Raw genomic sequence first — 21,634 nt, 5'->3', positions numbered from 1 at the left:
CGACGGACGCGCCAGCCGGAGGAGAGAGGGGTCCTGTGCGACTGTCGAGTACAGCGTCCCATTGTGCCACACCGCTCCAGGTCAGCCGACCGTGACCGCCTCGGGAATCCGGAAGGGCTGGCCGCAGCCGCCGCACATGATGGGCGCCTGGGCGAGCACGGAGGGCACGACCCGCACGTTCCGGCCGCACTCGCACACCGCCTTGACCCGCACCCCGCCGCCCGACGAGCCGTGCCGCGCCGCCGGCCCGCGGAAGGTGCGCGAGGTGTCGGCGGTGGTGGCGACCGTGTGCGCCTTGAGGGCGCGCTGCAGTCTGTCGATCGTCGGCCGGTAGCGCTTGCGCGCTTCCGGGTTGAGCACGACCAGGGAGAAGCCGCTGCTGGGATGCGGATCGTCGCTGTGGTCGAGCCCGAGCTCCTCGGCGATCGCCAGGAACCGGCGATTGTGGTAGCGGCCCGCGCGTGACGTGTCACGTACACCGCGGGCGGCCGCGATGCCGTGCACTGCCTCGTGCAGCAGCCGTTCGAAGGAGAGCTCGGCGCCGCAGGCGGACGACGACTCCCCGATCAGCGATTCGGGCGCGGCAAGATCCGGCAGCTCGGGGTGGTGCCGCTGAATGTCGGCCCACGCCTGCGCCAGCTCTGCGGCGAGAACAGGTGGTGTCGTGCTCACGTCGTGACAACGAGCAGGGGCGGCCCGGTGTTCCGATACCGGGCCATCCCAAATAATTTGCACGTACCAGTCAGTTTCACGCTCATGCGTCGCGACGAGGGCGGGTGCGCAGATCTATGGAGAAGCCGCGCACCCGTTCGCAACCCGGGACGTACTGACTCATCAGTAAGCGCGCACCGGGGGGCGTGCGCCCCCTAGGGCCGACCGGCGCCCCTGGGCGCCCCGCGGAGCGTGGAGGGCGGCGCATGAGGCCGCCCGTCCCCGGGTGCCCCATGCGCCGCCCCATGCCTTCGCTGCTAGTAGGCGCGCCCCACGATCGCGATCGTGCCCGGCGCGTCGTCCGACTGCGGCACGGAGCCGTCCTCGGCCACCAGGCAGCGGACGGACACGGCCTGCTCGGCCAGCTTGGCCTCGCCCTCCGGGCCCAGGTCCGCCCAGCGGATCCGCGCCCAGCCGCCGGCGACTGCGGCCTCGGCGGCCTCCTCGATGGTCGTGACGTCGCTCGTACGGGACTCCCGGCGCTCGCGCGACTGGGTCAGCAGCAGCGCCTGGTCCTCCTCCAGGACCTTCGGCAGCATCCCGACGAGCTCGTCGATGCGGACCGGCTCCTTGCCGCCGGGGATGCGGCGGGCCAGCATCGCGGTGCCGTTCTCCAGGTCGCGCGGGCCGACCTCGATGCGCACCGGGACGCCCTTGAGCTCCCAGTCCACGGCGCGGCGGCCGAACGGCGTGTCCGTGCGGTCGTCGACCTGCACCCGGACTCCGGCGGCCTTCAGCTGGTCGCCGATCTCGCGGACCTTGGCGATGACGGCGTCATCACCCTTGATCGCGAGGACGACGGCCTGGACCGGCGCCAGGCGCGGCGGGACGCGCAGGCCGTTGTCGTCGCCGTGCGACATGATCAGACCGCCGACCATGCGGGTGGAGGAGCCCCAGGAGGTCTGCCAGACCAGTTCCTGCCGGCCGTCCTTGGACAGGTAAGAGGTGTTGAAGGCCTTGGCGAAGTTCTGGCCGAGCTCGTGGCTGGTGCCCATCTGCAGCGCCTTGCCGTCGCCCATCATGCCCTCGAGGGTGAGGGTGTTGATCGCGCCCGCGAAGCGCTCCTTGGGCGTCTTGCGGCCGAGGACCACGTCGATGCCCAGGACGTTGATCATGAAGTCCGCGTAGACCTCCTTGTGGATGTACGCGGCGTAGTCCCGGGCGTCCTCGTAGGTGGCGTGGGCGGTGTGGCCCTCCTGCCAGAGGAACTCGGTGGTGCGCAGGAAGACGCGCGGGCGCATCTCCCAACGGACCACGTTCGCCCACTGGTTGATCAGCAGGGGCAGGTCGCGGTAGCTCTGCACCCACTTCGAGAAGTAGTCGTTGATGATCGTCTCGGAGGTGGGGCGCACGACGACCGGCTCCTCCAGCTCCTTGCCGCCGCCGTGCGTGACGACCGCGAGCTCGGGGGCGAAGCCCTCGACGTGCTCGGCCTCACGCGTCAGGTACGACTGCGGGATGAAGAGGGGGAAGTACGCGTTGGAGGCGCCCGCCTCCTTGATGCGCGCGTCCATCTCCTGCTGCATGCGCTCCCAGAGCCCGTACCCGTACGGCCGGATGACCATGGTGCCGCGCACGGGGCCGTTGTCGGCCAGCTCGGCCTTGTTGATCAAGTCCTGGTACCAGCGGGGGAAGTCGTCCGCCTGGGGGGTGAGAATGGGAGCCTTTGCCATGATGCGAATGGTACGGGCCCGATCCGTCCGAGCGTGAATCCGCTGTTCCGGCCCCTCCCCCGCGCCGTCCGTGCGCCGCCACCGGCCGCGTACGCGCCTTTGTGCGCCTCTCGTGCGGATGCGCCCGGCACATGCCATCGTGGGCGTACGGGAACGCGCCCGCGCCACCCCCTGGACTCGGGAACGGATGCGGAGTTCCCTGGCACCAGGGGGTGCTTTTCCGGCAACGCGCACGGCAGCACACGGGGGCGGTGGATCGGGCATGCACACGTCTCTCGGCGGATTGGGGCGCTTTCCATGACACCTACGCTCGTTCGGCGGCACCGGCCGTCCTCTTCGTCGCCCGAGTCGCGGGCCCGTGACTGGGCGGAAATCCAGGAACGGATGCTGGTGCCGCTCTACGAAGCGGTGTACGAACGCCTCGAGGTCGGCTCGGGCACCAGGCTGCTCAGCCTGGGCTGCGGCTCCGGCCTGGCCCTGCTCATGGCGTCCGCCCGCGGCGCCACAGTCTCCGGCGTCGACCCCGACGGCCGACGGCTCGCGCTCGCCCGCGAGCGGCTGCTGCCCGAGGGCGGCGGCGCCGCGCGCCTGGGGCACGGGGCCCCTGAGAGCCTCATGGAGCGGGGTGCCCCGGCCTTCAACCTGATCACCGCTTTCGACCCGCTGTACTGCGCGGGCGGGAGCGCACGCGGCATGGCCGCGGCGCTCGCCCGAGCGGCCTCATGCGCCGAGCGGGGCGCCCCCGTGGTGCTGGCGGGCTGGGGCCCCCAGGAGCGCTGCGCGGCGTCCGGGGCGCTTCGGGTCGCGGCCCGGCTCGCGGACCCCATGTGCGCGCCGGCGCGCTGGCGGCCGAGCGGCCGCGACGACCTGGAGAACCTGGCGCATGAGGCGGGTCTCCGGCCGGACGGCTCGGGGCGGGTCGCCTGCCCGTACGGCTACGCCGACATGGGCAGCGCAGTGCGCGGCATGCTCTCCACCGGCGCCTTCGACGCGGCCGCCCGCGCCACGGACGAGGAACAGGTCACCAAGGAGCTCGTCGAGGCGCTGCACCCCTATCTGCGCCGCGACGGCACGGTGTGGATGCCCAACGTCTTCCGCTACCTGATAGCGCGCGCCTAGCCGGGGCCCGCGTCCGCCGCAACAGCCGGCGGCGGTACGTACGCGACAGCCCCCGCGGCCTTTCGGCTGCGGGGGCTGTCGACGTTTAATCCGGATGCGGCCGCCTACAGGGCGCTGTCCGCGTACGCGCCTACGGCGGCGCGCTGCGGGACGCGCACGGTCAGCCCATGAACTTCTTGAACTCCTCCGGGAGTTCGAAGTTCTTCGCGTCCTCGCCCGCGGGCAGACCCAGAGCGCCGCCCTGCTCGCGGCGCGCGGCCGCCGCCTGCTCCTCGGCCTTGCGCTTCATCGGGTTGCCGCTCTGGCGCTTGCCCTTGGCCTGCTTCTGCTGCTTCTTCTTGCGGCCGGCGCCGCCACCCATGCCCGGCAGGCCGGGCATCCCCGGCATGCCGCCGCCCTGCGCCATGCGGGACATCATCTTGCGGGCGTCGAAGAACCGCTCCACCAGGTTCTTGACGGCGCTGACGTCCACGCCCGAACCCTTGGCGATACGGGCCCGGCGCGAGCCGTTGATGATCGTCGGGTCCTGGCGCTCGGCCGGGGTCATGGACTTGATGATCGCGGCGGTGCGGTCGACGTCGCGCTCGTCCAGATTGTTGATCTGGTCCTTGATCTGCCCCATGCCCGGCAGCATGCCGAGGAGCTTGCTGATGGAGCCCATCTTGCGGACCTGCTCCATCTGCGACAGGAAGTCGTCGAGCGTGAACTCCTTGGGGCCCTTCGCCAGCTTGGCCGCCATCTTCTCGGCCTCGTCCTGGCTGAAGGTCTGCTCGGCCTTCTCGATCAGGCTGAGCATGTCACCCATGCCGAGGATGCGGGACGCCATGCGGTCCGGGTGGAACGCGTCGAAGTCGTCCAGCTTCTCGCCGTTGGAGGCGAACATGATCTGCTTGCCGGTCACGTGCGCGACCGACAAGGCGGCACCGCCGCGGGCGTCGCCGTCGAGCTTGGAGAGCACCACGCCGTCGAAGCCGACGCCGTCGCGGAAGGCCTCGGCGGTGTTGACCGCGTCCTGGCCGATCATGGCGTCGAGAACGAACAGGATCTCGTCCGGGGAGACCGCGTCGCGGATGTCCGCAGCCTGCTGCATCATCTCGGCGTCGATGCCAAGGCGGCCGGCGGTGTCGACGATGACGATGTCGTACTGCTTGGTGCGGGCGAACTCGATCGAGTCCTTGGCGACCTGGACAGGGTCGCCGACGCCGTTGCCCGGCTGCGGCGCGTAGACGCCGACGCCGGCGCGCTCGGCGACGACGGAGAGCTGGTTGACGGCGTTGGGGCGCTGGAGGTCGCAGGCGACGAGCAGCGGGGCGTGACCCTGGCCCTTCAGCCAGCGGCCCAGCTTGCCTGCGAGCGTCGTCTTACCGGCACCCTGGAGACCGGCGAGCATGATGACGGTCGGCGCGGTCTTCGCGAAGCGCAGGCGGCGGGTCTCGCCGCCGAGGATGCCGATGAGCTCCTCGTTGACGATCTTGATGACCTGCTGGGCGGGGTTGAGGGCCTGCGAGACCTCGGCGCCGAGCGCCCGCTCCTTGACCTGCTTGATGAACGCACGGACGGCGGGCAGGGCCACGTCCGCCTCGAGCAGGGCGATACGGATCTCGCGCGCGGTGGCGTCGATGTCCGCCTCGGAGAGGCGGCCCTTGCCCCGGAGGTTCTTGAAAGTCGCTGCGAGGCGGTCGGAGAGGGTATCGAACACGGTGGTCGCGGATCCTTCTTGTTGAGTGTCAAGTCGGCGGCTGACCCCCAAGGGTATCCGCACCCTCCCGGTCCGGTCAGCCGCCCAGCGCCTCCTCCATCGCGCGAGCGATCGCGGAGGCCGCATGAGGCGGGAGCGCGGCCCCGTCCGGGCCCGTCACGTAGAACGCATCCACCGCACTCGCCCCGAGCGTGCTCACGCGGGCGCTGCGCACCCATACTCCCGCCCCGTCCAGGGCCCGGCCGATGCGGTGGAGGAGGCCGGGCTCGTCCTGGGCACGGACCTCCAGGACCGTGGCCCCGTGCGAGGCCGCCGCGGCGACCGTCACGCTCGGCGGGGCGTGCACCACGCCCCGCCGGCGCCTGCTGTACGCGGCCTCGCGCTCGGCCAGGCGGGCCGGGACGTCGAGAGAACCGTCCAGGGCGCGCACGAGGTCGTTGCGCAGCCGGGCCGCCCCGGGCGGGGAGCCGTACTCGGCCGCCACCCGCCAGTTCAGCACGAGCGCCCCGTCGACCGCGTGCAGGTCCGCGGCCCGTACGGTCAGCCGGTGCAGCGCCAGAACGCCGGCCGCCGCAGGCAGCACGCCGGGCTGCTCAGGGACGGCGATCCGCAGCTCCACACCGACAGGGGCCGGGGCACCGTCGGCGGCGGGCCCCGTGCCCTCCGGGCGGGACTCGAGCGTCACGGCGGGGCCGCCCGTACGGACGGCCTCGGCGGCCAGGCGGAGCGCCTCCGGGCCGGGCGGGGCGGGCGCATGGGGCGCCGGGGCCCCGTCCCCCGCCAGGGCCTCCGCGGCCCGGCGGACCAGATCGGCGACGAGCGACGCGCGCCAGGCGCTCCATGCGGCGGGTCCCGTGGCGAGGGCGTCGGCCTCGGTGAGGGCGTGCAGGAGCTCCAGCGTGGCCGCGTCCGGTACGGCGTCGGTGACGGTGCGGACGGTCGCCGGATCGGCGAGGTCGCGCCGGGTGGCGGTGTCGATCAGCAGCAGGTGGTGGCGGACGAGCGTGGCGAGGACGTCGGTGTCGGCGGCGTCGAAGCCGGTCCTGCGGGCGATGTCCCGCGCGAGGGCCTCGCCCGTGACGGAGTGGTCGCCGGGCAGCCCCTTGCCGATGTCGTGCAGCAGGGCGGCGACGAGCAGGAGGTCCGGGCGGCCGACGCGGCGCGTGAGGCCGGCGGCGCGGACGGCCGTTTCGACGAGGTGCCGGTCGACGGTCCAGCGGTGGACGGCGTTGCGCTGGGGGCGGCAGCGCACGTGCTCCCACTCGGGCAGCAGCCCGGAGACGATCCCCTCGGCTTCGAGGGCCTCCCAGACGGGCACGGTGGGCGGCCCCGCGCCCAGGAGGGTCACGAGCTGTTCGCGGGCCTCGGCCGGCCAGGGCTGCGGCATGGGGCCCGCCGAGGCGGCGAGGCGGCGCACCGCATGAGGCGACAGCGGCAGGCCGGCCTGGGCCGCCGCCGCGGCCGCACGGAGCGCCAGGACGGGGTCGCGCTCGGGCCGCGCGGTGCGGGCGAGCCCGGCCTCGCCGTCCTGCTCGACGACCCCGTCGGCCAGGGAGAGCCGTTCGACCTCGGCGAAGCCTCCCCGTCCCCCGCGGCCGCCCAGGATGCGGCGCAGCCGTGGCCGCACGGAGCGGGCGCGCAGAACCCGGCCGACCTCGCGCCAGGTGATGTCCGCGGCGTAGGAGACCGTACGGGCCGCCTCGTACACGCCGTGCAGGAGGGCGTCGGCGTCGGCGAGGCCGAGGGCCTCGGCGACCTGGTCCTGCTCCTGGAGGGCGAGCCGGTCGGTGGCGCGCCCGGTGGTGAGGTGGAGGGCGTCGCGGACGTCGAGGAGGTGCGTGCGGGCGCGTTCGAGCCCCGCACGGGGCGCGTCGGCGAGCCATGAGGCCGCGACCGCGCGCAGGGCGGTGGCGTCGCGGAGGCCGCCCCGTGCCTCCTTGAGGTCGGGTTCGAGGAGGAAGCGCAGCTCGCCCTGGTGCCGGGTGCGGTCCTCGCCGAGTGCGCGGAGTTCGGGGAGGCGGGTGGGGGCCTGAGCGCGCCAGTCCGCGTAGGCGGTGGTGCGCAGGGCCGCGGTCAGCTGTTCGTCGCCGGCGAGGTGGCGGGCGTCGAGGAGGCCGAGGTGGACCTTGAGGTCCCCGGCGGCGGTACGGCGGGCCTCGGCAGGGGTGCGCACGGAGTGGTCGAGGGCGAGGCCCATGTCCCAGACGGGGTACCAGACGCGGTCGGCGATGGCGGCGATCTTGGCGAAGTCCGCGGTGCCGTCGTGCAGGAGGAGGACGTCGAGGTCGCTGCGGGGCGACAGTTCGCCGCGCCCGTAGCCGCCGACGGCGACGAGGGCGACTCCCTGAGTCTCGCCCAGCAGGGCGCCGAGCCACTGGTCGGTGATCCGGGCGAGGGCGGCGCGGCGCGGCGGTCCGGTGAGCGCCCCCTGGTGCAGGAGGTGCAGCCGGGCCGCCGCGTAGCCGCCGGGCTCGGTGTCGGCGGGGCGGGTCTGCGGGCCGGTCAACTCGGCTCCCTTCGCGGCGTGCTGGCGGGGTCGCGTCCGGTGGAGTGGATCCGGCGGACCGGGTCCACCGGGTGAGCCGGGCGGGCCGGGCCCGGCCGTGAAGCGTGGCGGGCCCGGTGGATCGAGCCCGCCGCATGGGGCACGACGAGCCGGGCCCCACGGTCAGATGGCGTCGGGGCCGCGCTCGCCGGTGCGTACCCGGACGACGGTTTCGACGGGGACGACCCAGACCTTGCCGTCGCCGATCTTGCCGGTGTGGGCCTTCTTGACGATGACGTCGATGACGTCATCGGCGTCGCCGTCCTCGACGAGGACCTCGATGCGGACCTTGGGGACGAGGTCGACCTGGTACTCGGCGCCGCGGTAGACCTCCGTGTGGCCGCGCTGGCGGCCGTAGCCGCTGGCCTCGGTGACGGTCAGGCCCTGGATGCCGAAGGTCCGGAGGGCCTCCTTGATGTCGTCGACGCGGAACGGCTTGACGACTGCGGTGATGAGCTTCATGCGTCCACCTTCTTGTTCTGCGGGGTGCCCGCCTCGCCCGGTCCGGCCTGTTCCGGGGTGGCGGCCGGCCGCGGCGGGGCGGGCGCGGCGCTGCGGGCGACGGCGCCGACCCCGGTGAGGTCGTAGGCGGTCTCGGCGTGGAAGGCCTGGTCGATGCCGCCGACCTCGTCGTCCTCGGTGGCCCGGAAGCCGATGGTCTTGTCCACGAGTTTGGCGAGGATCCAGGAGACGGCGAACGAGTAGGCCATGACGGAGAAGGCTCCGACGGCCTGACGGCCGAGCTGCGTGGCGCCACCGACTCCGTCGGTGGCGAGGAGGCCGACGAGGAGCGTGCCGATGACGCCGCCCACGAGGTGGACGCCGACGACGTCGAGGGAATCGTCGAAGCCGAGCCGGAACTTCAGGCTGACGGCCCAGGAGCACACGGCGCCGGCGACGACGCCGATGAGGAGGGCACCGAAGGCGTTGACGGCGGCGCCCGAGGGGGTGATGGCGACGAGCCCCGCGACGGCGCCTGAGGCGGCGCCCAGGGTGGTGAAGGCCCCGTGCCGGATGCGCTCGTAGGCGAGCCACCCGAGCATGGCGGCGCCGGTGGCGACCTGGGTGTTCATGGCCATGTTGGCGGCGGTGCCGTTGGCGGCGAGCGCGGAGCCCGCGTTGAAGCCGAACCAGCCGAACCACAGCAGCCCCGTGCCGAGCACCACCAGCGGCAGGCTGTGCGGGCGCATGGGGTCCTTCTTGAAGCCGATGCGCTTGCCGACGACGAGGACCGCGGCGAGCGCGCCGATGCCCGCGTTGATGTGGACGGCGGTGCCGCCCGCGAAGTCGATCACCTTGAGCTTGAACAGCCAGCCGTCGGCCTGCCAGACCCAGTGGGCGACGGGGAAGTAGACCACGCTGACCCAGAGGGTGATGAACAGGGCCCAGGCGCTGAACTTCACGCGGTCGGCGAGGGCGCCGCTCATCAGGGCGGGGGTGATCACGGCGAACATCAGCTGGAAGAGGGCGAAGGCGAAGACGGGGATGCCTTCCTTGCCTCCGGTCAGGGTCTCGGGGCCGATGCCCTTGAATCCGATGTGGCCGAGGTCGCCGAGCAGTCCTGCGCCGACGTCGTCGCCGAAGGCGAGCGAGTAGCCGAAGAGCACCCACAGGACGGTGACGATGCCGAGCGAGACGAACGACATCATCAGCATGTTCAAGGCGCTCTTGACCCGCACCATGCCGCCGTAGAAGAAGGCCAGTCCCGGTGTCATCAGCATCACGAGTGCGGCACTGATCAATACGAATGCGGTATCCGCGCCATTCATGGTCGGTGTCTCCTCGAAGCGGTGGCCCGAGCGGGCCGGTTTTCGCCATGAGGTTGGCGCAGCGGGATTTCAGCCGATGAAGCTGCTTGTTTCGCGGCAGTGACGAAGACGGCGGGCGTGTTACGCCCGGGTGAAGCGGACGCGGCGGGTGCGTGATCGCCGCTACTCTCCGCGGCCTCCTCCGGGCGTACGGGGGCGCTCCTCCCGGGGCATGAGGCCAGGCATGAGGCCGGGCATGAGGCCGGCCGCGGCGTCCGCCCGGAGTGACCTGGCATGGGGGAGCCGAGTCGGGTTGTTCGGGAGGAGCACCGCGGCCGGGTAGAGGGGCCGGCAGGGGCGGTCAGACCGCCTGGACGGCTTCCGGCGACTCCGGCAGCTGGACGGAGATCTGCTCGGTGAGGGCGAGGACTTCGGCGACGTCCCCGTAGTCGCGCACGGCATTGCCGACGGTCTTGCGCAGGCGGTTGTTGACCCGCTCGGAGCGCACCTGCTTGGCGAGCTTGAGGGCCTTGCCCGCGACAACGGTGGACTGCTCGGGCTCGCCCTCCATGAGGTGGACGGTGGCCATGCCGATGAGGTTGAGCGCATACGAACGGGGGTGCTCGTTGTCCTTCTCGAAGAGCTCCACGGCGCGCTGCATCTTGGGCCGGGCGAGGGAGGTGTACGTGGGGCTGCGGCCGGCCACGTAGGCGAGGTCGCGGTACGAGTGGGCGTTCTCCGCGTTGAGCTCGGCTTCGGAGAAGAAGCGGATCCAGTCGGGGTCGCCGTCGCCCGGGGTGCAGTCGGAGAAGCAGTCCTCCGCCATGTTGACCGCGCGCTTGCACTTGGCGGGCTGGCCCATGTTGGCGTATGCGCGGGCCTCCACCGCGTACAGCATCGCCTGGGTGCGCGCGGTGGCCGTCTCCCGGGACCCGTACTGGCCGAGGTGGATGAGCTCCAGGGCGTCGTCAGGCCGGCCGAGGTGGATCATCTGGCGGCTCATGCAGGACAGGATGTACGCCCCCAGGGGGCGGTCTCCGGCCTCCTTGGCGGCGTGGAGGGCGAGGACGAAGTACTTCTGGGCGGTGGGGTGCAGGCCGACGTCGTAGCTCATCCAGCCGGCCAGCCCGGCCAGCTCGGCAGCGGCCTTGAACAGCCGCCTGGAGGTGGCCTCCGGCTGGGACTCCTGGAGGAGGTCGGTGACCTCGTGGAGCTGGCCGACCACGGCCTTGCGGCGCAGGCCGCCGCCGCACTGGGCGTCCCACTGGCGGAACATCACCGTCGTCGACTCGAGGAGGTCGAGCTCGGGGCCGGAGAGGCGGCCCGGCCGCGAGCGCTCCTGCGACAGCACGCCGGAACCCTCCTTACCGCCGGAACCGGGAGCCAGCCAGCGCTGCATGGGCTCGATGAGCCCGGGGCCGGCGGAGAGGGCGAGCGAGGCGCCGAGGAAGCCGCGCCGCGCGAGCATCAGGTCGCTGCGGGAGAACTCACTGATCAGCTCGACGGTCTGCGGACCGGCCCAGGGCAGGTCGACGCCGGAGACGGACGGGGACTGGTGGGCCGTCCGCAGGCCGATGTCCTCGATGCCGACGACGCATCCGAAGCGCTCGGAGAACAGCTCCGACAGGATCTTCGGGATGGGCTCGCGGGGCTGCTCGCCGTCCAGCCAGCGGCGCACGCGCGAGGTGTCCGTGCTGATGTGATGGGCGCCCAACTGCCGTGCCCTGCGGTTGACCTGGCGCGCCAGCTCGCCCTTGGACCATCCGCTCCGCATGAACCAGGAACCCAACTGCTCGTTGGGGCGCTTGTCAGCCTTCTCGGCACCGCCGGCGCCGCTGCCGTTGCTGCCCACTTGGAAGCCCCCATCCCGAACTCTGCTGTCTGTGCGTGAACCGTGTGAACCACCCACAGCTTGCCGCCTCTTGCGGCTGTCCGTGTGGCGATGCACCCCCGGGCCGCGAGGAATTCCGGCCTGGCGACGAGACGGTCCATGCCCCCGGCATACCCACCGGCGGGGCACATCTCCCATGGGTTCGTGCACCGAAAGTAATCCTACGATCACTGCTGAGGCGAGGGCAGTCCAGTAAACGCCACCATTCGCCACCCCAAGGAATGAACCCGGCCGCTCCTCCACGCGATTGACTTGACAGCGGACGATCAGGGAGAGCCCAGGGAAGGGTGGACCGATGCACGCTCCGGCGCACATCCGGCCCCGCACCACCCGTTGCACACCGTCACGCCGCCTCCTGAAGGGATTCGGCAACGGTCCGTGTTCGAGACACTCCGACTCGTAACCATCTGCGAGCACGACCCGTTGGAGGGGGCATGGGCTTCACAATCGGCGGCATCCGGGACCTGCGCTCGGGCTCACGGCGCCGCGGACGCACGTCGGAGTGCGTGACGACGGTGGCGGAGTACACCGGCCTGTGGGGGTGGGATGTGGTGCCCGGCGCCCGCGCCTCCCGCACGGGGCGTCCGTCGAGCGCGGTCTGCTCGTGCGGTGCCGGCGACTGCCCCTCCCCCGGCGCGCACCCTCTCTCCTTCGGTCGTGCGGTGCCCGCGGGGGCCACGCTGGATGCTGCCGCGGCCGCATGGGCCGAGGTGCCGGGCGCGGCGGTGCTGCTGCCCGTAGGGCGCTCCTTCGACGTCCTGGAGGTCGCCGAGGCGGCCGGGCGGCACGCTCTGGTCCGGCTGGAGCGGATGGGGCTGCCGCTCGGGCCCGTGGCGCTGACACCGGACGGCCGGGCGCTGTTCTTCGTCGCCCCGGGCGCCGCGCAGGAGCTCCCCCAGCTGCTCTACCGCATGGGGTGGGACGACGCCCGGCTCGACCTTCGCTGCATGGGGCCCGGCGAGCACGTCACCGCGCCCCCCTCGGACCACGCCGGCCTCGGCCCCATGCGCTGGCTCCGCCCGCCCACGCTGGACACCGCGGGGCGCCCCCCGCAGGCCCGGCTGCTCCTCGGCACCCTCGCCTATGTGTGCCACCGGTCGGCGGCCTCCTGAGCCTCGGCGGCCGCGCCCGCCCCGGTCCGCCCGGCCCTGCCCCGTACGAAAGGGCCCCTTCCGCAGCTGCACCTGCGAAAGGGGCCCTTTCTCGGCCCGGCTTCCAGGCCCGGGCGGGGACGTCGGCGCGAGCGCCTGCGAGCCGGCCGATGCCTCGGCCGACGCTGTACGGAGCGTCAGTCGTGCGTCGGCCGACGCACGTACGGAGCGTCAGTCGCCGATGAGCGCGTCGACGAACGCCTCGGGCTCGAACGGCGCGAGGTCGTCCGCGCCCTCGCCGAGACCGACGAGCTTCACAGGCACGCCCAGCTCGCGCTGGACGGCAACGACGATGCCGCCCTTGGCGGTGCCGTCGAGCTTGGTGAGGACGATGCCGGTGATGTTGACGACCTCACCGAAGACGCGTGCCTGCACGAGGCCGTTCTGACCGGTGGTGGCGTCCAGGACGAGCAGCACCTCGTCGACCGAGCCGTGCTTCTCGACGACCCGCTTGACCTTGCCGAGCTCGTCCATGAGGCCGGTCTTGGTGTGGAGCCGGCCGGCGGTGTCGATCAGGACGACGTCGGCGTTCTCGGCGATGCCCTCCTTGACGGCGTCGAAGGCGATCGACGCCGGGTCGCCGCCCTCCGGCCCGCGCACCGTGCGGGCGCCGACGCGCTCGCCCCAGGTCTGCAGCTGGTCGGCCGCGGCGGCGCGGAAGGTGTCGGCCGCGCCCAGGACGACGGACTTGCCGTCGGCGACGAGCACGCGGGCGAGCTTGCCCGTGGTGGTGGTCTTGCCGGTGCCGTTGACGCCGACGACCATGACGACGCCGGGCTTCTCCTCGCCGTTCACGCCCACGCCGGGCTCGGTGTGGACGGTGCGGTCGGCGTCGGTGCCGATGAGGGTGAGCAGTTCCTCGCGGAGCAGGGTGCGCAGTTCCTCGGGGGTGCGGGTGCCGAGCACCTTGACGCGCTCGCGGAGGCGCTCGACGAGCTCCTGCGTGGGGGCGACGCCGACGTCGGCGGTCAGCAGGGTGTCCTCGATCTCCTCCCACGTGTCCTCGTCGAGGTGCTCGCGCGACAGCAGGGTCAGCAGGCCCTTGCCGAGCGAGTTCTGGGAGCGGGACAGCCTCGTGCGCAGCCGCACGAGGCGGCCTGCGGTGGGCTCGGGGACCTCGACCGCGGGCGCGGCGGGCGCCTCGGGCTCGGCCGGGGCGGCGGGGGCCTCGGGCGCGGCTTCGGCTGCCGGCGCCTCGGGGGCCGGCAGCTCGACCTCCTCCACGGTCCGGCGCGGCTCGGCGCTGGGGGGTTCGGCCTCCTCGCCTACGTGGGGCTCGGCGGGCGGCGCGGTGACGGACGGGCTGCTCGGCGGGGCCGGGGGCAGCTGCTTCTTCTTACGGCTGCTGACCACGAGCCCGCTGATCGCGCCGAGCGCGACCACAGCGATGACTACAGCAAGGATGACGATTTCCATAACGCCCCCAGTATCGGACACCGCGCCGCCGGTGGGGGGCCTCGGCGGGTGACGTGCGCGTTCGGGGATTCCTCCAAGGAGGAATCGCCCCAATGGGCTAAAGTTGGAGCAAAGTACGATGGCGTGGGGCTGTGCGACGCGCGTAGAGTCCCCTAGACCTTTTCTGCCCAGGCTTCCCGCCCCGCTTCACCCGCACGGAGCCCCCCACATGGACAACGCGTCCAAGCTGTCCGCCGCCGAATCCGGCGGCGCGATAGAAACCCGCGGTATCGAGCCCGTTCCGGATCATGAGCGTCACGGCCGGGTCCGTGAGCTCTTCCCGACCTGGGTCGCCGCCAACATCAGTGTGCTGCTGCTCACCATGGGCGCGGCCCTGGTGGTGTTCAACAAGCTGAACTTCTGGCAGGTCCTGATCGTCGCCGCCTGCGCCGCGCTGGCGTCGTTCGGCATGGTCGGCGTCCTGTCGGTCTCCGGCAAGTGGGGCGGTGCGCCCGGCGCGATGCTCTCCCGCGCGACGTTCGGCGTCCGCGGCAACCTCTTCCCGGGTGCGATCCTGTGGGTCGCGCGCTTCGGGTGGGAGACGATCAACGCGGTCACCGGTGCGTACGCGGTGCTGACCGTGCTCGACCTGGTCTTCGGGATCAAGAGCAACACCCCGCTGATCGTCGTCACGCTCTTCGCGTTCGTCGCGTGCACGTTCCTGGTGAGCGGCATGGGGCGCAAGGCGCTCAACGTGTGCAACAAGTGGTCGACGTACCTCTTCGGCATCTTCAGCGTCCTGGTGCTCGTCTACCTGATCGCCAACATCAAGTGGGACGACGTCTTCTCCAAGCCGGCCGGCACCACCGCGATGATGATCGCCGGCATCGGCACCATCGCCGCCGGCGGCATCAGCTGGGTGCCCACCGGCCCCGACTTCGCGCGCTACCTGCCCCACGCGGCGTCCGGCAAGAAGATCGTCGGTGCGACGCTCTCCGGTGCGGGCATCGTGATGGTCCCCATGGTCCTCATGGGCGGGGTCATGGCCGTCGCCACCCCCGACCTGGCCGAGGCCCCCGACCCGGTCTCCTTCCTCGGTGACATCCTGCCGACCTGGCTGGCCGTCCCGTATCTGATCACCGCCATCGTGGGCATGCTGCTGATCAACAGCCTCTCGATGTACTCGGCCGGCTTCACCGCCCAGACGATGGGCGTCAAGCTGCCCCGTGCCATGGCCGTCAGCATCAATGCGATCATCTCGCTCGTCGGCGGTCTGCTGCTGATGCTGGTCGCGAAGAGCTTCCTGAGCTCCTTCATCACCTTCCTGATCCTGCTCGCGGTCTCCTTCTCCGCCTGGATCGGCGTCTACGCGGTCGACATGGCACGCCGTAAGTCCCGCGCCGTGCGGTACGACGCTGAGGCCCTCATGGACACCGGCCGCACCAGCCGCTACTGGTACGTGGGCGGCTTCTGCTGGCAGGCGATGACGGCCTGGGCGGTCGCGCTGGCCGCGGGCATCTGCTTCACCCAGTGCGACTGGTTCACCGGCCCGCTGGCGACGACGTTCGTCGGCAAGTACGGGCTGGGCTGGGCCGCCACGATCGCCATTTCGGCGCTGATCATGGCTGTGCTGCCGGCCCCGCGGGAGGTCGCCGCGGCGGAGGCCGCGGACGCCGCCGCCGACGACTCGGAGCGGGTGAAGGTCGGCGCCTGACGCGCCGCTGTTCCCTGTACGAGGGCGCCCCCACTGCTACGGCGGTGGGGGCGCCCTCGTTTGTGCACGGCGCGTCCTTGCGCGCTGCGGCTGCCGCGCGGCGACAGCGGAGCGGGCCGGCAGCGAGGCGTACGTGCATCCGTGCCGGGCGGACGGCTCACGGACGGCGGGTGGCAGGGCGCCCTCTGGTTTTGCCCGGCAGCCCGGGCATGAGGCCCCCTTTGGGACGGATGGCTCCCTGCGGCGCCGGAGCGGCGTCGTACTGCGCGCCGCATGGGGCGGGCGGGGCATGAGGTGGTCCACGCATGAGGCACTGCATGAGGCGGCCGTACAACGCCGCATGGGGCGCCGCACGGGGCGTTGGATCGGGCGCCGTATGGGGCACTCCCGGGCCGCCTCATGCCCCGCCGCCTCAAGCCCGTACCGCCTCATGCGCCGCCTCATGCGCCGCCCCATGCAGCCACGCCCGGCCCGCCCGGCACCCCCCGGCCCGCCCGCATGAGGCGGCACCCGCTCCTCCCGTACGCAAACAGGACGCTGCCCCGGCTCGTCGGTGAGCCGGGGCAGCGTCCTGTTGAGGAGAGGGCGGCGGGGGGGTTAGCCCATCTCCTCCAACGCCTTGCCCTTCGTCTCCTTGACGTACTTGAGCACGAAGGGGATTGAGAGCACGGCGAAGACCGCGTAGATGACGTACGTACCGGAGAGGTTCCAGTCCGAGAGGCTCGGGAAGCTCGCGGTGATGGCCCAGTTGGCGATCCACTGCGCGGAGGCGGCGACGCCGAGCGCCGCGGCGCGGATGCGGTTGGGGAACATCTCGCCGAGGAAGACCCAGACCACGACGCCCCACGAGAGGGCGAAGAAGAGCACGAAGGCGTGCGCCGCGATCAGGGCGACCGTGCCCTGCGCGGTGGGCAGGGAGCCGTCGCCGGCCTGTGCGGAGAAGGCCCAGGCCTCGAGGGCGAGGGAGATGGCCATACCGGCGGAACCGACGAGGGCGAGCGGCTTGCGGCCGACGCGGTCGACGAAGATCATCGCGATCACGGTGCCGACGATGTTGATGATCGACGTGGTGAACGAGTAGAGGAACGAGTCGCTCGGGTCGATGCCCACGGACTGCCACAGGGTGGCCGAGTAGTAGAAGGCCACGTTGATGCCGACGAGCTGCTGGAAGACCGACAGGCCGATGCCGACCCACACGATGGGCAGGAAGCCCGCCTTGCCGCCGATGAGGTCCTTGAAGGTGGACTTCTCCTCGCTGTGCATCGCGAGCTCGATCTCGGCGACGCGCTTGCCGAGGTCGACACCGTGGCCCTCGACGTCGGCGAGGACGGCCTTCGCCTTGTCGATCTTGCCGACGGAGATGAGGAAGCGGGGCGACTCGGGGATCGCGAAGGAGAGCAGGCCGTAGAGGACGGCCGGGACGACCATGACGCCGAGCATCAGCTGCCAGGCCTCGATGCCCAGGAGGTGACCGCGCTGGTCGCCGTCGGCGAGGTTGAGGATGCCCCAGTTGACGAGCTGGGAGACGGCGATGCCGACGACGATCGCGGCCTGCTGGAAGGAGCCGAGGCGGCCGCGGTAGGCGGGCGGCGAGACCTCGGCGATGTAGGCCGGGCCGATGACGGAGGCCATGCCGATGGCGATGCCGCCCAGGACGCGCCAGAAGGCGAGGTCCCACAGGGCGAACGGCAGGGCGGAGCCGACGGCGCTGATCGTGAAGAGCGTCGCCGAGATCTGCATGACGCGGATGCGGCCTATGCGGTCCGCGAGGCGGCCCGCGGTGGCGGCACCGATCGCACAGCCGATGAGGGCGATGGCGATGACCTGGGCCAGGGCTGCGGAGCCGATGTCGTACTTCCCGCGAATGCCCTCGACGGCACCGTTGATCACGGAGCTGTCGTAACCGAAGAGAAAGCCACCCATGGCCGCGGCCGCGGTGATGAAGATGACATGGCCGAGGTGGTCCGGCTGGGCCTTGCGGCCCTCGGACCCCTGCGCCGTCGCAGTGCTGGTCAACGTGTACTCCTGAGGCCCGGCGGCACTGCCGGGCGTGGGGGCTGGCTCTTCAAGTGGGGCACAGGACTTGGGGGCCCACCACTTGAAGGTATTAGCAACGATGCAGACCCTATGTCTTCATCTTCTTAAGTCAATAGGTCGTAACCAAGAAGTTTCCCGCGGGTATCTCACAGGTTGAGTTCAACACTTGAAGAACTGAAGTCGCCTACGAGGATTACAAGATCAACGAAGTCGCTGGCTGATCACCTTGGAGACGCCGTCTCCCTGCATCGATACCCCGTACAGGGCGTCGGCGACCTCCATCGTCCGCTTCTGGTGCGTGATGACGATCAGCTGCGAGCTCTCCTGCAGCTCCTTCATGATCCCGATCAGCCGCTGGAGGTTGGTGTCGTCCAGCGCCGCCTCGACCTCGTCCATCACGTAGAACGGGCTCGGCCGCGCCTTGAAGATCGCGACCAGCAGTGCCACTGCGGTCAGGGAGCGCTCGCCGCCCGACAGCAGCGACAGGCGCTTGACCTTCTTGCCCGGCGGGCGCGCCTCGACGTCCACGCCGGTGGCCAGCATGTCGTCCGGGTCGGTGAGGACGAGCCGCCCCTCGCCCCCGGGGAAGAGCCGGGAGAAGACTCCCTCGAACTCGCGGGCCGTGTCCCGGTACGCCTCGGTGAAGACCTCTTCCACGCGCTTGTCGACGTCCTTGACGACCTGGAGCAGGTCGCTGCGGGTCTTCTTGAGGTCCTCCAGCTGCTCGGAGAGGAACTGGTGCCGCTCCTCCAGGGCCGCGAACTCCTCCAGGGCGAGCGGGTTGACCTTGCCCAGCTGCTGATAGGCGCGCTCAGCGGCCCGAAGCCGCTTCTCCTGCTCCGCGCGGACGTACGGGGCCGGCCGGTTCCTGGGGTGGTCCGGGTCCTCGGGGAGCTCCTCGCCCTCGGCCGGCGGGGACGGCGGTACGGGCTGGTCCGGCCCGTACTCGGCGACCAGGCCGGCGGGTTCGACGCCGAGCTCCTCCAGGGCCCTGGCCTCCAGCTGCTCGATGCGCAGCCGCTTCTCCGCGCCGAGCACCTCGCCCTTGTGCACCGAGTCGGTGAGCTTGTCCAGCTCGCCCTTCAGCTCGCGGCCCCGGTTGCGCTCGGCGACGAGCTCCCGCTCCCGGGCGCCCTTCGCCTCTTCCGCACGGCGCCGCTCCTCGTCGGCGCGCACGAGGGAGACCTCGACGTGCGCGAGGAGCTGCCGGGCGCCGGACGCGACGGCCCCGGCGACCGCCGCCTCATGCCGCAGCCTGAGGCGCCGCTGCTCCGCGCGGGTCCGGGCCTCGCGCTCGGCGCGGGCCGCGCGGTCCAGGCCGTCCGCCCGGCCCGCGAGGGCCTTCACGCGCTCCTCGTGCGTACGGCCCTGGAGCCGCGCCTCCATCTCGGTCTGCCGGGCGTTGGCGCCGTCGGCGGCGAGCCGGTCCCGTACGGAGGTGTCGGGCTCCTCGGCGCCCTCGCCCGGGGCGGCTTCCTCGGCCACGGCCAGCCGTTCGGCGAGCTCCTCGGCTTCTTCGCAGGCCCGCGCGAGGGCCTCCTCGGCACGGGCCACGGCAGCGTCCGTGCGGCCGGCCTCGTCGGCCGCCGCGCGTGCCTGCCCTGCGAGCCGGCCGAGGGCCTGGGCGACCTGGGACTTCTCCCGGTCGGCGGCACTGCGGCGGGTGGCCAGCTCTTCTACGTGTGCGGCGCACTCGGCGCGCCGTGCGGCGGCGTCATGCTGAGCGGTCTGCAGGGCGGCGCACCGTGCGTCCAGGTCGGCCAGTTCGGCGGTGGCTTCGTCGACAGCCGCCTGGACCTCCAGGAGGCTCGGTGCGCCGCCGGAGCCGCCCTGGGCGAAGTGGGCTCCGAGGAGGTCGCCTTCGGCAGTCACGGCGACGGTCCCGGGCCGCTCCTCGACCAGTTCCTCGGCGTCCTCCAGCGTCGCGACGACCACGACGTCGCGCAGCAGGGCGCGGACGGCGTCGAGGACAGGGGCGGGGCCGTCGACGAGTTCGAGGGCGGGGCGGGGGCCGCATGGGGCGGCTTCCTGCGCGCCCCGTGCGGACAACGGCACGGGGTTCGGCATGGGGCCCTCGCTGTGCACGGCGCCGCGCTCCAGGCCCCGTGCCACCACGAGCGCCGCCCGCCCGGCGTCCTGCTTGCGGAGCAGCCTCAGCGCCTCGGCCGCCGTCGCGGTGTCCGTGACCGCGAGCGCATCGGCGGCGGCTCCGAGGGCGGCGGCGACCGGCAGTTCGTAGCCGGGGGCGACGGTCAGCAGGCCGGCCGCCGGCCCCAGCAGCCCGGACAAACGATCCTGCGCTGCCAGCAGCGCGCCCGTGCCGTCCTTGCGGCGCAGCCCGAGGGCGAGCGCGTCGCGGCGTGCGCCCGTCGCCGCGCGGCGGCGCTCGGTGGCCGTGGCCTCCTCGCGCGCCTCGGTCAGTGCGGCTTCGGCGGCGGCGAGCTCCTTCTTGGCGGCCTCATGCCGGCTCGCCAGTTCGGCGTCCCCGGCGTCGAGTCCCTCGACCTCCGCCTGCTGCCGCTCGTACTCCTCCTGGGCGGCGGCCGCCCGCTCCCGGGCCTCGTCGCGCGCGGTGACCAGCCGGTCGATCTCGGACTGTGCGGAGGCCGCGCGGCCCCGTGCGGCGGTGACGCGGCCTTGGAGCCGGGCGAGCCCCTCGCGGTGGTCGGCGATGGCCCGCGCGGCGTCCCTGAGGCGGCGCTCCTCCTCCGCCAGCTGCCGCTCCAGGGCGGCACGGTGCTCGCTGGTGTCCTCCAGGGCGCGGCTCGCCGCCTCCAGGGCGGCTTCCAGTTCGGCCTCCTGCTCGCGGATGCGGGCTGCCTCGCGCTCCAGGTCCTCCGGGTCGCGGCCGCGTCGTTCCTCGGCCGGGGCGGTGGTCGCGCTGGTGACGCGCGCGTCCGCGAGGCCGATCGTGCCCCGTACCCGCTCGGCGAGGCGGGAGAGTTCGTACCAGGTCTGCTGGGCGCCGGCCAGTCGCGGGGTGAGCGCCCGCACCTGCTCCTCCAGGGCCGTCTCGCGCTGGAGCGCGGCCCGCAGCTCGGCCTCGGCGGCGTCCTTGCGGGCCTTGAGCGCGGCCTCGTCGGCGAGCTCGGTGCGCAGCGCTTCCCGGAGGGTGACGAGGTCGTCGGCGAGGAGCCTCAGGCGGGCGTCGCGCAGGTCGGCCTGGATGACGGCGGCGCGGCGCGCGACCGCGGCCTGCCGGCCGAGCGGCTTGAGCTGCCGCCGCAGTTCGTCGGTGAGGTCCTGGACACGGGCGAGGTTGGCGCGCATCGCGTCGAGCTTGCGGAGCGCCTTCTCCTTGCGCTTGCGGTGCTTGAGGACGCCCGCCGCCTCCTCGATGAAGGCGCGGCGGCCGGCCGGGTCGGCGTGCAGGACGGAGTCGAGCTGTCCCTGGCCGACGATGACGTGCATCTCGCGGCCGATGCCGGAGTCCGAGAGGAGCTCCTGGATGTCGAGGAGCCGGCAGGTGTCGCCGTTGAGCTGGTACTCACTGCCGCCGTTGCGGAACATGATCCGCGTGATGGTGACCTCGGAGTAGTCGATCGGCAGGGCGCCGTCGGAGTTGTCGATCGTGAGGGAGACCTCGGCGCGGCCCAGCGGAGGGCGGCCGGTCGTCCCCGCGAAGATGACGTCTTCCATCTTGCCGCCGCGCAGGGACTTGGCCCCCTGCTCGCCCATGACCCAGGAGAGGGCGTCGACGACATTGGACTTGCCGGAGCCGTTGGGCCCCACGACGCAGGTGATCCCGGGCTCGAAGCGCAGGGTCGTCGCGGAGGCGAAGGATTTGAACCCCCGCAGGGTCAGGCTCTTGAGGTGCACGCGGAAGGACTCTACCGCCCGGCCCTCTTCCGGCACCGACCCGGACGGGGCGCTGGCGCGCCGCGGAAGTCGCAAAGGGTTTCACCCGGGAAGGGGCAGGGCACATCAGTCGTTAAGAGCGCACCGAAAAGT

13 protein-coding genes are annotated in these 21,634 nt (G+C 72.2%); 3 read left to right on the top strand and 10 right to left on the bottom strand.

The genetic code is table 11. The annotated features are described in order from the left end of the window. Positions 1–81: 81 nt before the first annotated feature. Positions 82–672 (bottom strand): hypothetical protein, encoded by a 591-nt coding sequence (locus PS271_RS21385; RefSeq protein WP_120753920.1) that lies wholly within the window; start codon positions 670–672, stop codon positions 82–84. 296 nt (positions 673–968) lie between these two features. Further along, a complete protein-coding gene (gene proS, locus PS271_RS21380; protein WP_398383807.1) occupies positions 969–2,384 on the bottom strand; it encodes a proline--tRNA ligase in 1,416 nt (471 codons plus the stop codon). 297 nt (positions 2,385–2,681) lie between these two features. Between proS and PS271_RS21375 the strand changes: the two genes are divergently transcribed. After that, positions 2,682–3,503, top strand: a complete 822-nt coding sequence (locus PS271_RS21375; RefSeq protein ID WP_398383805.1) for a class I SAM-dependent methyltransferase — start codon at positions 2,682–2,684, stop codon at positions 3,501–3,503. A gap of 160 nt (positions 3,504–3,663) precedes the next feature. Here PS271_RS21375 and ffh read toward each other — a convergent pair whose 3' ends face one another. The 5 genes from ffh to nsdA all read right to left on the bottom strand — a co-directional run bounded on the left by ffh (position 3,664) and on the right by nsdA (position 11,347). After that, positions 3,664–5,202: a signal recognition particle protein gene (gene ffh / locus PS271_RS21370; protein WP_120753917.1), complete on the bottom strand. Its 1,539-nt coding sequence runs from the start codon at positions 5,200–5,202 to the stop codon at positions 3,664–3,666. Positions 5,203–5,278: 76 nt separating this feature from the next. Then, positions 5,279–7,708 carry a [protein-PII] uridylyltransferase gene (locus tag PS271_RS21365; protein WP_398383802.1) on the bottom strand — a complete coding sequence of 810 codons (2,430 nt, stop codon included), beginning with the start codon at positions 7,706–7,708 and terminating at the stop codon, positions 5,279–5,281. A 162-nt stretch (positions 7,709–7,870) separates the two neighbouring features. Next, positions 7,871–8,209 (bottom strand): P-II family nitrogen regulator, encoded by a 339-nt coding sequence (locus PS271_RS21360; RefSeq protein ID WP_398383800.1) that lies wholly within the window; start codon positions 8,207–8,209, stop codon positions 7,871–7,873. Then, the gene (locus tag PS271_RS21355; RefSeq protein ID WP_398383798.1) at positions 8,206–9,516 is read right to left on the bottom strand and encodes an ammonium transporter; all 1,311 of its coding nucleotides are present in this window, start codon (positions 9,514–9,516) and stop codon (positions 8,206–8,208) included. The genes PS271_RS21360 and PS271_RS21355 overlap by 4 nt, the downstream gene beginning before the upstream one ends. A 340-nt stretch (positions 9,517–9,856) precedes the next feature. Next, the gene (gene nsdA, locus PS271_RS21350) at positions 9,857–11,347 is read right to left on the bottom strand and encodes a transcriptional repressor NsdA (protein ID WP_398383796.1); all 1,491 of its coding nucleotides are present in this window, start codon (positions 11,345–11,347) and stop codon (positions 9,857–9,859) included. A gap of 473 nt (positions 11,348–11,820) precedes the next feature. On the opposite strand from nsdA, the gene PS271_RS21345 reads away from it, so the two are divergent. Next, a complete protein-coding gene (locus tag PS271_RS21345; protein WP_398383794.1) occupies positions 11,821–12,498 on the top strand; it encodes a bifunctional DNA primase/polymerase in 678 nt (225 codons plus the stop codon). A gap of 210 nt (positions 12,499–12,708) precedes the next feature. Here the strand turns inward: PS271_RS21345 and ftsY are convergent, their stop codons facing one another. After that, complete coding sequence (gene ftsY / locus PS271_RS21340; RefSeq protein ID WP_356277927.1) at positions 12,709–13,953, bottom strand: signal recognition particle-docking protein FtsY; 1,245 nt, start codon at positions 13,951–13,953, stop codon at positions 12,709–12,711. Positions 13,954–14,161: 208 nt separating this feature from the next. Here ftsY and PS271_RS21335 point away from each other — a divergent pair, with 208 nt between their 5' ends. Continuing rightward, the gene (locus PS271_RS21335; protein WP_398383793.1) at positions 14,162–15,646 is read left to right on the top strand and encodes a purine-cytosine permease family protein; all 1,485 of its coding nucleotides are present in this window, start codon (positions 14,162–14,164) and stop codon (positions 15,644–15,646) included. Positions 15,647–16,243: 597 nt separating this feature from the next. Here PS271_RS21335 and PS271_RS21330 read toward each other — a convergent pair. Next, on the bottom strand, positions 16,244–17,662 hold the full coding sequence (locus PS271_RS21330) for a sugar porter family MFS transporter (protein ID WP_398383792.1): 1,419 nt from the start codon (positions 17,660–17,662) through the stop codon (positions 16,244–16,246). 222 nt (positions 17,663–17,884) lie between these two features. Further along, positions 17,885–21,502 (bottom strand): chromosome segregation protein SMC, encoded by a 3,618-nt coding sequence (smc, locus tag PS271_RS21325; RefSeq protein ID WP_398383790.1) that lies wholly within the window; start codon positions 21,500–21,502, stop codon positions 17,885–17,887. Positions 21,503–21,634: the final 132 nt, after the last annotated feature.

The organism is Streptomyces sp. SCA2-17 (genome assembly GCF_044336695.1).
Note: the sequence above shows the minus strand (reverse complement) of the source record. Positions and strands in the feature narration are given on the sequence as shown.